Genomic DNA, 12,743 nt, shown 5'->3' with positions numbered 1-12,743 from the left:
GCAGCGCGGTCCGCAGCCGCATCCACGGCAGCGCCAGCGTGCCGGGCGGATCGAGGCGCGCGGCCTCGGCGCACCGGGCGTCGGCCTCGTCCCAGCGGCCCAGGGCCATCAGCGCCTCGGCGTGGTTGGCCAGCAGGAACACCCCGGTGGTGCGGTGCACCCCGACCCGGTCCGCGTACGGCACGCCCTCGGCCGCCGTGGCCGCGGACTCCTCGTAGCGGCCCAGCTCGAACAGGGTGTCGGAGACGTTGACCAGCGCCCGGGCGAGGTTGGGCAGGTCACCGGTCTCGCGGGCGCGTACCGCGGCGGCCTGCATCGCGGGCAGCGCCTCCACGGCGGACAACCGGCCGCCGCACACCTGGCCGTACGTGATGGTCGCGGACACCTGCGCGGACACGTCGCCGACTTCGCGGGCCGCGGCCATGGCCTCCTCGGCGACCCGGCCGGCCTCTTCGTCGTCGACCCCGCCGAGCGCGTACGCGACGTCAGCGATCAGCGTGACCCGTTCCTGTGACGGCGGCGCCGCGCGGAGCAGTCGGTACGCCTCCCGGGCCTCCGCCGCGCCGTCGCTGGTGCCCGCGTTGTAGAGCAGCTTGCTGCGGCGCACGAGCAGCCGGGCCGCGCGCACCGGCTCGGCCTCGACGTCCAGGTCGGCCAGCGCCGCCTTGGTCAGCTTGAGCGCGCGTTGGTGGTCGCCGGCGTCGATGGCCACCAGGCCGGTCTCCTCGAGGAGGTCGAGGTGGCTGGCGCCGAGCAGCTGCGCCGCCTCGGGGACCTGCTCCCACAGCTCCAGGACCCGCTCCAGCAGCCGGGCCTGCTCCGCGTACGCGTACCGCCGGCCGGCCGCCTGCGCCGCGCGCCGAGCCGCGGTCAGGGCCTTGGGGTGGTCGTGGGCCGCGTACCAGTGGTGGGCGATCTCCGCCGGGGCCCGGCCCATCGCGACCAGCTGCGGCTCGGCCTCGACCGCCTCGGCGTAGCGGGCGTGCAGCCGGGCGTGCTCGCCGGGCAGCAGGTCGTCGTGGACGGCCTCGCGCACCAGCGCGTGCCGGAACTCGTAGCCGCCGTCGGCGTCGAAGACGATCAGCTGGGCCGCGACGACGGCCCGCAGCGCCGACTCCAGGTCGGCCTCGTCGATGCCGGCGACCCGGCTGAGCAGCTCGTGACCGAACTTGGTGCCGCCGACCGCGGCCACCCGCAGCACCCGCTGGGCGGCGTCGCTGAGCTGGTCGACCCGGGTCAGCAGCAGGTCGCGCAGGCTGTGCGGGATGTCGCAGCAGGTCGGGTCGGCGGACGCGGCGAACTGCTCGATGAAGAACGGGTTGCCCTGGGCGCGCTCGTGGACGGCGTCGACCGTGCGCGGCTCCGGCTCGGTGCCGAGCAGGTGGGCCAGCATCTCGGCGGTGCCGTCGCGGTCGAGGCGGTCCAGGTCGGCGCGTTGCACGCCGCGGACCCGGTCCAGCTCGGCCAGGAACGGCCGCAGCGGATGGCCGCGGTGCAGCTCATCAGTGCGGTACGTGGCCAGCAGCAGCACGTGCGGCAGCCGGGCCGAGCGGATCAGGAAGCCGATCAGGTCCCGGGTCGAGCGGTCCGCCCAGTGCAGGTCCTCGATCACCAGCACCAGCGGCTGCCGCTCGGCGAGCCGGTCGAACAGGGCCGCGACCAGCTCGAACAGGTAGCCGCGGCGGGCCTCGCCGACGGCGTCCGGTGGCGGCGGGCCCAGCTCGGGCAGCAGCCGCGCGAAGTCCTGCTCGCGCCCGTCGAGCACCTCGGGGCCGTCGGTGTGCACCAGCCGGCGCAGCGCAGCCGCGAACGGCGCGAAGGGCAGGCCCTCCTCGCCGAGCTCCAGGCACTGACCGGTGAGCACCCGGGCGCCTTCCGCGGTGGCCACCCGGCAGAACTCCTCCACCAGGCGGGTCTTGCCGACGCCCGCCTCGCCGCCGACCAGCACGGTCGACGGCTCGGCGTTGCGGGTGCGCTTCAGGGCGTCGCGCAGCACGGCGAGATCGGCCTCCCGGCCGACCAGGAACTCACTGCTGGCTTGCGCCGTCACGCCGTCGAGCATGTCATGCCACGGACCCGGCGCGCCTGCCCCGAAAAGCACGGTCATGGCTACGCGGACGCCCGCCCGTGCGGCGGCCGGCGGGTGGGCCAATGCCACCGGGAGCGCCGGTGCCGGCCCGCGGCGACCTCGTGGGCGAGGTGGTCCGCGGCGGCGGCGCTGCGCCACTCCCGGGAGCGCTGGTGGTGGAGGTCGAGCTGGAATTCGGGGTCACTGAGCGGAAACATCACAACTCCTCGCGATCGGTCGTCCTTGCTGTCCTCGACTCTTCGCGGGAAGGTGCCGGCGCCGCATGGGGAAGGTCCCCCATATTCGCCGCCCGGGTGCCTCAGCTGAGGGTCCTGGGCGAGTAAGGCACCCGGCTGACCACTACACTTTCGGGTATGGCAAAACCCCAGGAGAAGGTGTCGTTCGTCGAGCGCCTGAAGCAGATCGGCCAGGTGTTCGCGTTCACGGCGCGGCAGGACAAGTGGTTCGTCCCGCTGATCGTCGCGGCGGTGCTGATCCCGCTGGCCGTGACCGTGCTGCTCGTCCTCCTGGGCCTGGGCTGGATCTGGATCCCGATCGGCGTCATGGTCACCCTGCTGGCCGCGCTGATCGTGCTCAACCTGCGGTCGAACACCGCGATGATGAACGCCGCCGAGGGCCAGCCCGGCGCGGCCGCCTCGATCATGGAGAACATGCGCGGCGACTGGCGGGTCCGCCCGGCGGCCAGCTCCACCACCCAGTTCGACATGGTGCACATCGTGATCGGCCGCCCCGGCGTGATCCTGCTGGGCGAGGGCCAGCCGCAGCGCGTCCGCAACCTGATGGGCCAGGAGAAGCGCCGCCTGTCCAAGGTCATCGGCAGCGCCCCGATGTACGACTACATGATCGGCCCCAACGAGGGCGAGCTGTCGATCCGCAAGCTGCGCACGACGGTGATGAAGCTGCCCCGCAACCTGACCGGCAAGGACGTCAACGCCCTGGACAAGCGGCTGGGCGCGCTGATGGCCCGCCCGCAGATGCCCAAGGGCGCGATTCCGAAGAACATGCGCCCGGGCGGCAAGGGCATGCGCCAGCCGCGCCCCCGCTGACCTCTACGCTGACGGCCATGATCGAGAGGCCGAGTCAGACATGGCAGCGCCGGGTGGCCGAGCAGGAAGCGGCGGTCGCGGCGGGGACGCTCCCCCAGGACCAGGCGTACGCCGCGGAGCTGTGGCCGGCCGAGGCGACCGCGGCGGTCGACGTCGTGCTGGCGGCGTACGCGCAGGAGCTCGCCGACCTGCCGACTGTCACTGACGAGGCGGCCTGGGCGGCGGTGGAACGGGTGGTGCTCGCGCTCAACGCCATCGACGAGCGGCAGGCGGTGATCGAGACCGGCGAGCGCGAGGAACTGTGCGAGTACCTCGACGCCGTCCTGACCGAGGCGGGCGTCGACGTCACGGCGCTGACGGCCGGGCGAAGCCTGCACCGAGCCGAGCTGACCGACGCGTGGCGCGACTGGTGAGCAGTTGAGCGAGGAGCTCGCCCGGGCGATGCCGCGTTGAGGTTTTGGCATACTCGCCCGATGCCGACCATGCTTCCGCCGGACGCCGCACGGTTCGAGATCCGTGACGGCGTACCCGTGCTCGCCCTCGCCGCCGACGTGCCCGCCCACGCCGCGGCCGGCGAATGGTCCCTGCTGAACCGCGTCACCCTGGTCGTCGTGGACGGCCCGGGCGACGAAGGATTCCTGCTGCCCCGGATGACCCCCGGCGGCGACCCCGCGCCGGCGGGCTGGGACGAGGCGGTCGAGCGGGCGGGCGGCAGCCAGGTGATCTTCGGGTACGGGGGCGACGCTCCGCTGGTCTTCGCGCGCAGCGTCGGCTCCTAGTAGTACCGGGGCTGGTTTTCCGCCGGATCGGCCGCGACGACGTCGAGCCGCGGATCAGCGATGAGAGCGTCGACGGCCGCTCGCTCGGCGCCGATCCCGGCCCAGTGCGGGTCGACATCACTCGTGAAGCACCAACGCTGATCAGCCGGCCAGACCAACGCCGGCGGCGCGATGGGCTGCCCACCGCCGAAGTCCGTCTCCCAGTGATCGATGTCCCGCAGCCGGCTCCGGAACAGAGCGAAGCGCCGATGGGGTAGGTCGATCAGGCGCGCCTCCGGCGGGAGCGGGATGTCGGAGTAGCCCTCCCAGACGCAGAAGTAGCACTCGTCGGCGGTGGCCGTGAACGGCGCGAGCCGGTGCAACGCCCGTCGCGCCTGCGCGATGTCCGACGGATGATCGTCGGGAACGTCGGCGTCGGCCTCCTCCTGACCGGGCCGGGCCGGATCGGGAATGTAGCGGAGCCGGGCGTACGCCTCGAAGCCCGCCGGCCCGAACGTGATCAGTTGCCGGTCCGGCGCCCCGGACCGGACGAGCCAGTCCGCGGGAGTCGGGTCCGGAAAGAAACTGAATCTCATCGTCCTCCTGCCCCTTCGGAGCGTGTGGCAGTCATCACCTACCGTGAGGGCATGACACTCTTGATCTTCATGGCCGGTATCGCCGCAACGATCGCCATGGTCGCCGGAGCCGTCGCCTGGCGCGACCGACGCAGCCGAGGATCGCACGTGGACCCGTCCATCAGCCGCGACGCTCTCGTCCAGGCGGACCGGCAAGCCGTTCAGGCCCGCCTGGCGTTCGCGGACATGCCGGTGACGGACTTCCTGCCTCCTCGGTAGACAGCACCCGCCGGCCGGCTGGAACGAGCGTAGCGTCGGAGGGCATGAGCAAGCCCTGGAAGTGCCGGCTCGGGTGGCATTCATGGGTTCGGCGGCCCGATACGCAGGACCCCAACCTGAAGGTCTGCCGCCGGTGCGGCAAGCACACGGATGTCGGCGGCCTCGGCGGACTGGGGGCCCGGTTCGGCTGAGGCCGCCGTCCCGCGTGGACACTTGCACTTCAGCTGACCGGCGGCACCCGGTAGATGAAGATCGAGTGCCCGACCTGGTCGATGCGGACCCCACGGGCGATCAGCTCGCGGATCTCGGGCTTCGGATTGCTGAGCTGGGTCACCGAGATCGCGAGCAGGCCGCTTACCTCGGACGGCGGCACCTTCAGCGGATCCCCGGCGTCGATGCCGTAGTAGCCGGCCATCGCCCGGTTGCGGTGCACCAGCCACACCCGTTCGCCCGGATACCGCTCCTGGAGGCGCAGGGCGAGCCGGTACAGGTCCTGATACCAGTCCACGTTGGACGAACCCAGTCGCAGGTAGGTCTTGGCCGGACCGCCGAAGGCCTCGTTCGAGTACGGCAGGTAGTAGGGGAAGGCGCGTACCGAACTGACGGCGACGAAGGCCACCAGCAGGACCGCGACCGCCTGCACCCACCGCCACCGGACGGCGGTGACAGCAGCTGCCGCCACGGCCAGCAGCACCGGTACGAAGATCGCGTAGCGCACGCCCCAGTCCCGGCTGCCCTGCATGGCCGCGACCAGCAGCACCACCGTCGGCAGCAGGACGTAGAGTGCCGCCGGCCGCAATCGGCGCACCGTCAGCATCGTCACGATGCCGGCCAGCCACAGGGCCAGCATGCCCAATGGCGTCTTGATCAGCAGCGCGGCCGGCAGGTAGTACCAGCGGTGCCGTGAATACGTGTCGCCCAGCAGGAAGCCGCCCCACGTCTGGTCCTCCAGCCCGAGCTGGATGCGCAGGCCGTCGGCGTAGGCGGGCGGGAACGGCAGCCAGTCGACGAGGTGACCGACCGTCCCATGGATCACCGGCACGCCGGGCGGCGCCGTCCAGTGCAGCCGCGGATCAACGATCAGGTACGTGAGCCACACCGTTGCGACGGCCACGGCGCCGACGCCCATCATGGCGGCGACCGCGGTCAGCAGCCGGGGCACGCGCCGCAGGCCCGGCTGGGCGTGCCACGCGGACACGGCGGCCAGCAGCAACAGGACCGGCACCACGACGAGCGTGTTCATCTTCGTGGCCGGGGCCGCGCCGAGGACCAGCCCGGCCGGGGCCAGATACGCCCACGGATGGCGCCTCATCCGCCAGACCAGCCAGGCGGCGGCCAGCACGAAACCGGCTGCGGGGAGGTCGACCCCGGCCAGCGAGCCGTACGTGATCACGTCCGGCGAGAACGCGTACAACGCGAGCGCCAGCAGACCACCGCCCGACCCGGTGATGTCGCGGGCGAACGCGAAAACCATCAGCCCGAACAGCAGCGTCAGCACGATCATCGGCAGCCGGGCGTACCAGAGAATGCGCTGAGCCCCGTTGCCGTGCTCGTAGAGCACGTCCGTCCCGGCCTGATATTGATTCTTGTCCGGGCCCGCATCGATGCGGGCATCGGCGAAAGCGAGGCCGGCGGCCATCACCAGCTTGGCCAGCGGCGGATGTTCGGGGTTGTAGCGCAGCTCGTGATGCCGCAGGTAGACGACCGCCGCGGCGATGTACACACCCTCGTCCGCGGTCTGCGACTGCTGCCGCGCCGCGGTGACCATCACAAAGGCCATTTGCGCCAGCAGCGCGACAACCCCCAGGGCGACAAGCACTTTCCGGTACGGGTGACGGCGCGTCGGTGGCTGCGGCGGCGGGATCCCGCTCGCCGTGACCCGCTCCCTTGTGCGCTGCCGCGGAATGCGCCACGCCGTCTGCTTCAACTGGGAAAGTCCCACCCGATGACCAGTAGTATTTTCATCGCTCCCGGTAAAGGATGCCGATGGATAACCGACAGGCGTAAGCCCCGTGATGTCGGCGGGCTCCGCGAACAGACAGGGTAGTCGCATGGATCCAACGGCAGAGCCGATGATCACCGTCAAACGACACGGCATCACCAGCCGCTTCGACATGTCACCGTGGCCGCAGGATGCCCCGCCCACCCTTTACAAGCCGTTCTTCACCAACCAGTTCTACGAGCAGAAGTTCCTGGACTACATCCGCACCCTGAACAAGCGCGGCGTGTACGTGGACGCCGGCTCCTGCCTGGGCACCCACACGGTCTGGTTCGGGATGTACTGCCCGTCGACGCACGTGCACGCCTTCGACCCGCGCGAGCGCTGCGCCGGGTGGACCCAGATGAACGTCGACGTGAACGACCTCACCAGCAAGGTGACGGTGCACCACGTGGGTCTGGGCAGCGAGCCCGGACAGGCCAAGTCGTTCCTGGACGGGGTCTGGGAGCACTTCGACGTCGTACCGCTCGACAAGGTCGTCCGCGGCAAGGTCGTCGTCCTGAAGATCGATGTGGAGGGCATGGAGGAGCAGGTGCTCAAAGGCGCCCGCCGCATCCTCCGCGGCCACCACCCGATCGTCTTCGCGGAGGCCTTCGGCGAGCCGGAACGCTCCACGATCGAGGCGGCGCTGAAGCCGTACGGCTACCGCCCGACCGGCCGGGTCTTCAACGCCACGCCGACGTACGAGTTCGTCTACGAGCGGTCCCGGCCGAAGGAGCTGCTGTACAGCTTGGGCCGCAAGCTCCCGAAGCCGCTGCGCAAGCGGCTGGTCAAGCTGCGGGACAAGCTCCGCGGCTGAACAGGCACGCGGCCTCTGGCGGACCCGGTCAACGGCGCACCTGGTAGCGCAGGTGCAGCACCCGGTCGCCCTGGATCACCACGTCCGGGTCCGCCAGCAGCTGCTGCGCGTCGACCGACCCGAAGAAGCGCTTGCCGGACCCGAAGACGACGGGCACGACGTCCATCCGTACCTCGTCGACCAGGCCCGCGGCAAGTGCCTGGCCACCGACGTCACCGGCGGCGACCTCGACCAAGCGGTCGCCGGCCAGCTCCTGCGCCTTGGCCACCGCGGCCTCGACCCCGTCGACGAAGTGGAACGGCGCCGCGGGGTCCCAGCCCTCGGGCGGCGGCCGGTGCGTCACGACAACCACGTGGTCGATCCCGCTCGGCGGCTTACCGTCCCAGCCGTCCGTCAGGTCGAAGACGTGGCGACCGGCGATCGTCACCCCGATCTGGTCCCAGTACGCCCGGGTGTATTCGTAGGAGGTCTGCGACACCTTCACGTAGCCGCTCTCGTCCAACGGGACGTCACCGCTGGTCAACCAGTCGAACAGCGGTCCGGGCTGGTCACTCTCGTCGGCGATGAAGCCGTCCACCGACACCGAGCTGTACATGACCACCTTGCCCACAGGGCTCTCCTCTGCTTGGGGATGCCCTCAAATTAGCGGGTCATGGGCAGTCGTTCTTGTAAGAAATCAATCGGCCGGCAACGGCCAGCCGTCCAGCACGTGCCCGGGATGCTCGCGCATGAATCGCCGCCGGACCTCGAGGTACCGGGTCGGCGTGAGCCCGGTGAACGCCCGGAACTCATGGCCGAAGTGAGCCTGATCAAAATAGCCGGCGCTACTGGCAAGGTCGGCCCAGTCGACCGGTCCGGCGGGATTGATCGAGAACACGGTGGCGGCGAATCGGTGGCTGCGGGCCAACCGCTTCGGCGTGACGCCGACGAGCTCCTTGAACCGCTGGGCCAGGTGGGTGCTGCTGACACCGGCTTCGACTCCCAGATCACCGACCGCCACCGCTCCGCGCGCTGCCGCGATGACGCTGATGGTGTGGCGGACCAGCCCCAGCCCGGCGGTCTCGTCCAGCCGCCGCATCAGCTCCTCCTCGAGCAGCGTCAGCATCTCGCGCGGTCCCCCGGCGGTGCCCAGCCGGTCCCGCAGTCTGGCGACGGCGGGCCGACCCCAGACCTGCTCCAACGTCACCGGCCGGTCACACAGCTCGGCCGCGGGCATACGCAGGAACGGCGCCGGCCCCCACGTCTTGAAATGCACGCCGACGGACCGGGTCTCGGGCGGGTAGCCGAACTCCAGCGCACGGGTGGGCATGGTGACCACACAGCCGTCGGCGTACTCGGCCGCTTCGAGGTCCGCGCCGGCCCGGATCCGAAACGGCGCGCCGAGGTTGACGATGAGAAACGCCGCCGGACTGGCCGGCAGCCTCAACCGGGCGTAGGGCGGCGCACCCTCCAGGTAGTAGAGGTCGTCAATCAACCCACCCAGCGGCGGCCGCGGGACTCGGGACACGTACTCCACGCCCACAGCATGGCATCGCGCGCCGAGATGGACCGGCCAGCTCGGCGACGGATCGCACCCGCGCTGGCCTGGCTCCCCTCGGTGTGCTGACGCGGCGGTCGTCCGTCACCTGGTGTGCGTCGAGTTGAACCCCGCCCACCCTAGGGTTCAGCCGTGGTCAAAGCGCCGGCTCCTCGCACCATCAGGATCGGGGTCGCAGGGGCGTTGATTGTCGGCCTGTCGTGTGGGTGCGCCGGCCTGATTTCCGCGCTCCCCGGTTGCTCGGACCGCAATGAGCGATTCGCCGCCACGCTCGCGAACCTCCCGATCCTCATGACGCACCCCGACGGCGCGACGCCGACCGGCAGCGAATCGGGCTGCGATGTCGACAGTGGGTTCGCCAGCGCTGGCCGGCAATACCGGGCAGAGATGAGCCGCGAGGGCATCCTGTCCTTCTACCGCACTGCCGCCGCCGACGACGGATGGCAGGCAGTGGACAACCCGACTCCGGCGCCCCCGAAGGGCTTGGTCATCGACGGCGACGTCGGGTGCTTTCAGAAGGAGATCGACGGCACCACGGCCAGGCTCGACGTCTGGTTCCCGAGCGACTTCAACGCCCTCTACGGTCCCGAACTCCAAGAACCCGAGGGCGCCTACGGCATCGATGTGTACGGCTCACACGACGACGATGCCGAGTGCTGACGGCGTACGGGAAACGGCGGCCATGCCGGCTGTGAGCCGGACATGACCGCCGCTTCTTCGGCGCTGCTACAACTCAGACGTTGTAGTACATCTCGAACTCGTGCGGGGTCGGGCGCAGGCGGACCGGGTCGATCTCGTTCACGCGCTTGTAGTCGATCCACGTCGAGATCAGGTCGTCGGTGAAGACGCCGCCCGCCGTCAGGAACTCGTGGTCATTCTCCAGGGACTGCAGGACCGCGTCCAGGGAGCCCGGGACCTGCTTGACGCTGCCCCACTCCTCCGGGGGCAGGTCGTACAGGTCCTTGTCGATCGGGGCCGGGGGCTCGATCTTGTTCTTGATGCCGTCGAGGCCGGCCATCATCTGGGCCGAGAAGCTCAGGTACGGGTTGCTCGACGGGTCCGGCACGCGGAACTCGACGCGCTTGGCCTTCGGGTTGCTGCCCGTCACCGGGATGCGGGTGCAGGCCGAGCGGTTGCGCTGCGAGTAGACCAGGTTGACCGGCGCCTCGTAGCCCGGCACCAGGCGGCGGTACGAGTTGACCGTCGGGTTGGTGAACGCGAGCAGCGACGGCGCGTGGTGCAGCAGGCCGCCGATGTACCAGCGGGCCATGTCGGACAGACCCGCGTAGCCGGTCTCGTCGTAGAACAGGGGCTCGCCGCCCAGCCACAGGGACTGGTGGGTGTGCATGCCGGAGCCGTTGTCACCGAAGAGCGGCTTGGGCATGAACGTCGCCGTCTTGCCGTGCTCCCAGGCGGTGTTCTTGATGATGTACTTGAACATCTGCATCTGGTCGCCGGCGTGCAGCAGCGTCGAGAACTTGTAGTTGATCTCGGCCTGGCCCGCGGTGCCGACCTCGTGGTGCGAGCGCTCGACGGTGAAGCCGACGTCGATCAGCCGGCGCACCATGGAGTCGCGCAGGTCGGAGTAGTGGTCGATCGGCGAGACCGGGAAGTAGCCGCCCTTGTACGCGGTCTTGTAACCGCGGTTGCCGCCCTCCTCGTCCTTGCCGGAGTTCCAGGCGCCCTCGATCGAGTCGATGTAGTAGAACGCCTGGTTGGCGGCGGTCTCGTGGCGGATCGAGTCGAAGATGTAGAACTCGGCCTCGGCGCCGAAGTACGCGGTGTCGGCGATGCCGCTGGAGGCCAGGTAGGTCTCGGCCTTCTTCGCCACGTTGCGCGGGTCACGCGAGTAGGCCTCCCGCGTGAACGGGTCGTGGATGAAGAAGTTCAGGGCCAGCGTCTTCTGGATGCGGAACGGGTCGACGAACGCCGTCGACACGTCCGGCAGCAGCATCATGTCGGACTCGTGGATGGCCTGGAACCCGCGGATCGAGGATCCGTCGAAGGCGAGGCCGTCGGTCACGACACTGTCGTCGAACGATTCCACCGGCATGTTGAAGTGCTGCATCACGCCGGGAAGGTCACAGAACCGTACGTCGACGAACTTGACGTCCTCGTCTTTGAGGTATCGCAGGAGTTCCTCGGGATTGGCGAACACACGTCCTCCTGGCACATGATTTTCGAACCGGGGCGGCGTGAGCCGCCACGAGGCTAGGCTGACGCGACGCTATGGCCCCGTAGTTGCCCAGGCGTATCCCTATTGTTTCCGCCGTGTTACGGAGCCCGATAAGGGGTCCCGATCACCCTGGATCAACGACGGGATCATCGACGACCCTACCGCCGGGGATGCGCCGCCGGGGGCGGAAATGCCGCAACGGTACGCCCGCGACTACGCTCGTCCCCGTGGCGACAAGCGCGAACGGATCATCCACCCCGCCCGAGAAGGCGGCGGCCCTCGACCTGTCGACGCTGCAGCCCGCCGAGTTCGGCCGCCGTCTCGCCGCGCTGCTGATCGACTGGGCGTTGTGCCTGGTCATCGCCAGTTTCTACGCCGATCCGCGGGTAGTGGCCTGGCCGCCCGTGGTCGTGCTGATCCTGTTCAACGCGCTGTTCATCGGCCTGTTCGGACAGACCCTGGGGATGTCGCTGGCCCGGATCCGCGCGGTGTCCGTGGCCGACGGCGGCGCCATCGGCATCCTCCGCGGCCTGCTGCGCGGCGTCCTGCTGGCCCTGCTGATCCCGGCGATCATCATGGACGCCCAGCGCCGCGGCCTGCACGACCGCGCCGCCGGCTCCATCGTCGTAGCCCTACCCAAGAGGTAGTAGCGCCGGGAGAGATCAGTCCGAAGGGTCGACCTTGATGCCGAGGCCACCCGCCAGGGTGTAGCTCAGCGCCGGCAGGTCGTCCGGGTGCACGATCGCGCCGCGCCAGCTCGCGATCCCGGCGATGCCGTCCAGCTCGCAGCGCCGGAACCGGGCGCCGTCCATGGTGGCGTGGTGGAACTGGGCGCCGGTCAGGTCGCATCCGGTGAACCGGGCGCCCCGCAGGTCGGCGTTGGTGAAGTCGGCCCCGGTCAGGTTGCAGCCGGTGAACCGCACGCTGTCGAAGCCGGTGAAGCGCCAGCCCGACAGATCCAGCCGGCACTGGTCGAAGGTCACGTCGCCGAGCTTGCCGTTCGTCACGGAGAAGCCGGTCATCCGCGACTCGTCGAAGGTCACCCGGCGCACGGCCCCGCCGTCGGCGCGCACGTTGGCCCAGTTCGCGACCTGCACCACGCAGTCGGTCATGGTGAGCTGGGCCAGCACCGAGGTGGACAGGTCCGCCCCGCGGAACCGGCACTGGGCGAACTCCACCGACTCCGCCTCCCGCCCGGACAGGTCGTGACCGTCGAACGCGACGGCGCGGAAAGTGGTCTCCGGCTCGAGCTCCTGCTGGGGCGCTTCGAGGGCGGCGGGCACGGCCGGCTTGCGGGGTGCGCTCTGACGGATCGGGCTGCGGCGGGCGACTGGCATCCGGCAACCCTAGGCTTGCCGGAACCGGGTCGCGGACGGGGAGCAGAATCGACGGCGTGGACATCGCGCTGCTCGGCCCCGTCGAGCTTCGGGCCGACACCGGTACGGCGGTGCCGGTCGCGGGCGCGCGTCTGCGTACCCTCCTGAT

15 protein-coding genes are annotated in these 12,743 nt (G+C 70.2%); 7 read left to right on the top strand and 8 right to left on the bottom strand.

Features of this window, described 5'->3' with window-relative positions; all coding sequences use genetic code 11:
- Together AB0C29_RS13920 and AB0C29_RS13915 are read right to left on the bottom strand one after the other, a co-directional pair.
- A partial coding sequence (locus tag AB0C29_RS13920) for an AAA family ATPase (protein WP_360819881.1) occupies positions 1-2,050 on the bottom strand: 2,050 nt, incomplete at its 3' end.
- A 59-nt stretch (positions 2,051-2,109) separates the two neighbouring features.
- The gene (locus AB0C29_RS13915; RefSeq protein WP_360819878.1) at positions 2,110-2,286 is read right to left on the bottom strand and encodes a hypothetical protein; all 177 of its coding nucleotides are present in this window, start codon (positions 2,284-2,286) and stop codon (positions 2,110-2,112) included.
- Between the two features lie 156 nt (positions 2,287-2,442).
- Here AB0C29_RS13915 and AB0C29_RS13910 point away from each other — a divergent pair, with 156 nt between their 5' ends.
- The 3 genes from AB0C29_RS13910 to AB0C29_RS13900 are packed head-to-tail and all read left to right on the top strand — an operon-like array spanning position 2,443 to position 3,914.
- The gene (locus tag AB0C29_RS13910) at positions 2,443-3,135 is read left to right on the top strand and encodes a DUF4191 domain-containing protein (protein ID WP_360548290.1); all 693 of its coding nucleotides are present in this window, start codon (positions 2,443-2,445) and stop codon (positions 3,133-3,135) included.
- A gap of 17 nt (positions 3,136-3,152) precedes the next feature.
- Entirely contained in the window at positions 3,153-3,548 is a 396-nt protein-coding gene (locus AB0C29_RS13905) for a hypothetical protein (RefSeq protein WP_360819875.1), read from the top strand.
- Positions 3,549-3,608: 60 nt separating this feature from the next.
- Positions 3,609-3,914, top strand: a complete 306-nt coding sequence (locus AB0C29_RS13900) for a hypothetical protein (RefSeq protein ID WP_360819872.1) — start codon at positions 3,609-3,611, stop codon at positions 3,912-3,914.
- On the opposite strand, the gene AB0C29_RS13895 is transcribed toward AB0C29_RS13900, so the two are convergent.
- A complete protein-coding gene (locus AB0C29_RS13895) occupies positions 3,911-4,489 on the bottom strand; it encodes a hypothetical protein (RefSeq protein WP_360819869.1) in 579 nt (192 codons plus the stop codon). The two genes, AB0C29_RS13900 and AB0C29_RS13895, sit on opposite strands and share 4 nt — an antisense overlap.
- A 51-nt stretch (positions 4,490-4,540) precedes the next feature.
- Here AB0C29_RS13895 and AB0C29_RS13890 point away from each other — a divergent pair, with 51 nt between their 5' ends.
- Positions 4,541-4,747 (top strand): hypothetical protein, encoded by a 207-nt coding sequence (locus AB0C29_RS13890; protein WP_360819866.1) that lies wholly within the window; start codon positions 4,541-4,543, stop codon positions 4,745-4,747.
- 220 nt (positions 4,748-4,967) lie between these two features.
- On the opposite strand, the gene AB0C29_RS13885 is transcribed toward AB0C29_RS13890, so the two are convergent.
- A complete protein-coding gene (locus tag AB0C29_RS13885) occupies positions 4,968-6,527 on the bottom strand; it encodes a phospholipid carrier-dependent glycosyltransferase (protein ID WP_360819863.1) in 1,560 nt (519 codons plus the stop codon).
- A gap of 271 nt (positions 6,528-6,798) precedes the next feature.
- Between AB0C29_RS13885 and AB0C29_RS13880 the strand changes: the two genes are divergently transcribed.
- Positions 6,799-7,545, top strand: a complete 747-nt coding sequence (locus AB0C29_RS13880; protein WP_360819860.1) for an FkbM family methyltransferase — start codon at positions 6,799-6,801, stop codon at positions 7,543-7,545.
- A 28-nt stretch (positions 7,546-7,573) separates the two neighbouring features.
- On the opposite strand, the gene AB0C29_RS13875 is transcribed toward AB0C29_RS13880, so the two are convergent.
- Together AB0C29_RS13875 and AB0C29_RS13870 are read right to left on the bottom strand one after the other, a co-directional pair.
- The gene (locus AB0C29_RS13875) at positions 7,574-8,155 is read right to left on the bottom strand and encodes a dihydrofolate reductase family protein (RefSeq protein WP_360819857.1); all 582 of its coding nucleotides are present in this window, start codon (positions 8,153-8,155) and stop codon (positions 7,574-7,576) included.
- A 66-nt stretch (positions 8,156-8,221) separates the two neighbouring features.
- Positions 8,222-9,061: a helix-turn-helix domain-containing protein gene (locus AB0C29_RS13870; protein WP_360819855.1), complete on the bottom strand. Its 840-nt coding sequence runs from the start codon at positions 9,059-9,061 to the stop codon at positions 8,222-8,224.
- A gap of 153 nt (positions 9,062-9,214) precedes the next feature.
- On the opposite strand from AB0C29_RS13870, the gene AB0C29_RS13865 reads away from it, so the two are divergent.
- Positions 9,215-9,742, top strand: coding sequence for a hypothetical protein (locus AB0C29_RS13865; RefSeq protein ID WP_360819852.1), 528 nt, complete (start codon positions 9,215-9,217; stop codon positions 9,740-9,742).
- Positions 9,743-9,815: 73 nt separating this feature from the next.
- Here AB0C29_RS13865 and glnA read toward each other — a convergent pair whose 3' ends face one another.
- Positions 9,816-11,240, bottom strand: a complete 1,425-nt coding sequence (gene glnA / locus AB0C29_RS13860; protein WP_360819849.1) for a type I glutamate--ammonia ligase — start codon at positions 11,238-11,240, stop codon at positions 9,816-9,818.
- Between the two features lie 302 nt (positions 11,241-11,542).
- Between glnA and AB0C29_RS13855 the strand changes: the two genes are divergently transcribed.
- Positions 11,543-11,905, top strand: coding sequence for an RDD family protein (locus AB0C29_RS13855; RefSeq protein WP_360819884.1), 363 nt, complete (start codon positions 11,543-11,545; stop codon positions 11,903-11,905).
- 15 nt (positions 11,906-11,920) lie between these two features.
- On the opposite strand, the gene AB0C29_RS13850 is transcribed toward AB0C29_RS13855, so the two are convergent.
- Complete coding sequence (locus tag AB0C29_RS13850) at positions 11,921-12,595, bottom strand: pentapeptide repeat-containing protein (RefSeq protein WP_360819846.1); 675 nt, start codon at positions 12,593-12,595, stop codon at positions 11,921-11,923.
- Positions 12,596-12,743: the final 148 nt, after the last annotated feature.

The organism is Actinoplanes sp. NPDC048791, from assembly GCF_040650095.1.
Classification (GTDB): Bacteria; Actinomycetota; Actinomycetes; order Mycobacteriales; family Micromonosporaceae; genus Actinoplanes.
This window is presented reverse-complemented; position numbering and strand designations above follow the sequence as displayed.

Bases quoted from the DNA above. Each gene is read 5' to 3' on its own strand.
- AB0C29_RS13915 (WP_360819878.1), bottom strand. From the start codon at position 2,286: ATGTTTCCGCTCAGTGACCCCGAATTCCAGCTCGACCTCCACCACCAG.
- AB0C29_RS13910 (WP_360548290.1), top strand. From the start codon at position 2,443: ATGGCAAAACCCCAGGAGAAGGTGTCGTTCGTCGAGCGCCTGAAGCAG.
- AB0C29_RS13905 (WP_360819875.1), top strand. From the start codon at position 3,153: ATGATCGAGAGGCCGAGTCAGACATGGCAGCGCCGGGTGGCCGAGCAG.
- AB0C29_RS13900 (WP_360819872.1), top strand. From the start codon at position 3,609: ATGCCGACCATGCTTCCGCCGGACGCCGCACGGTTCGAGATCCGTGAC.
- AB0C29_RS13895 (WP_360819869.1), bottom strand. From the start codon at position 4,489: ATGAGATTCAGTTTCTTTCCGGACCCGACTCCCGCGGACTGGCTCGTC.
- AB0C29_RS13890 (WP_360819866.1), top strand. From the start codon at position 4,541: ATGACACTCTTGATCTTCATGGCCGGTATCGCCGCAACGATCGCCATG.
- AB0C29_RS13885 (WP_360819863.1), bottom strand. From the start codon at position 6,527: ATGGCCTTTGTGATGGTCACCGCGGCGCGGCAGCAGTCGCAGACCGCG.
- AB0C29_RS13880 (WP_360819860.1), top strand. From the start codon at position 6,799: ATGGATCCAACGGCAGAGCCGATGATCACCGTCAAACGACACGGCATC.
- AB0C29_RS13850 (WP_360819846.1), bottom strand. From the start codon at position 12,595: ATGCCAGTCGCCCGCCGCAGCCCGATCCGTCAGAGCGCACCCCGCAAG.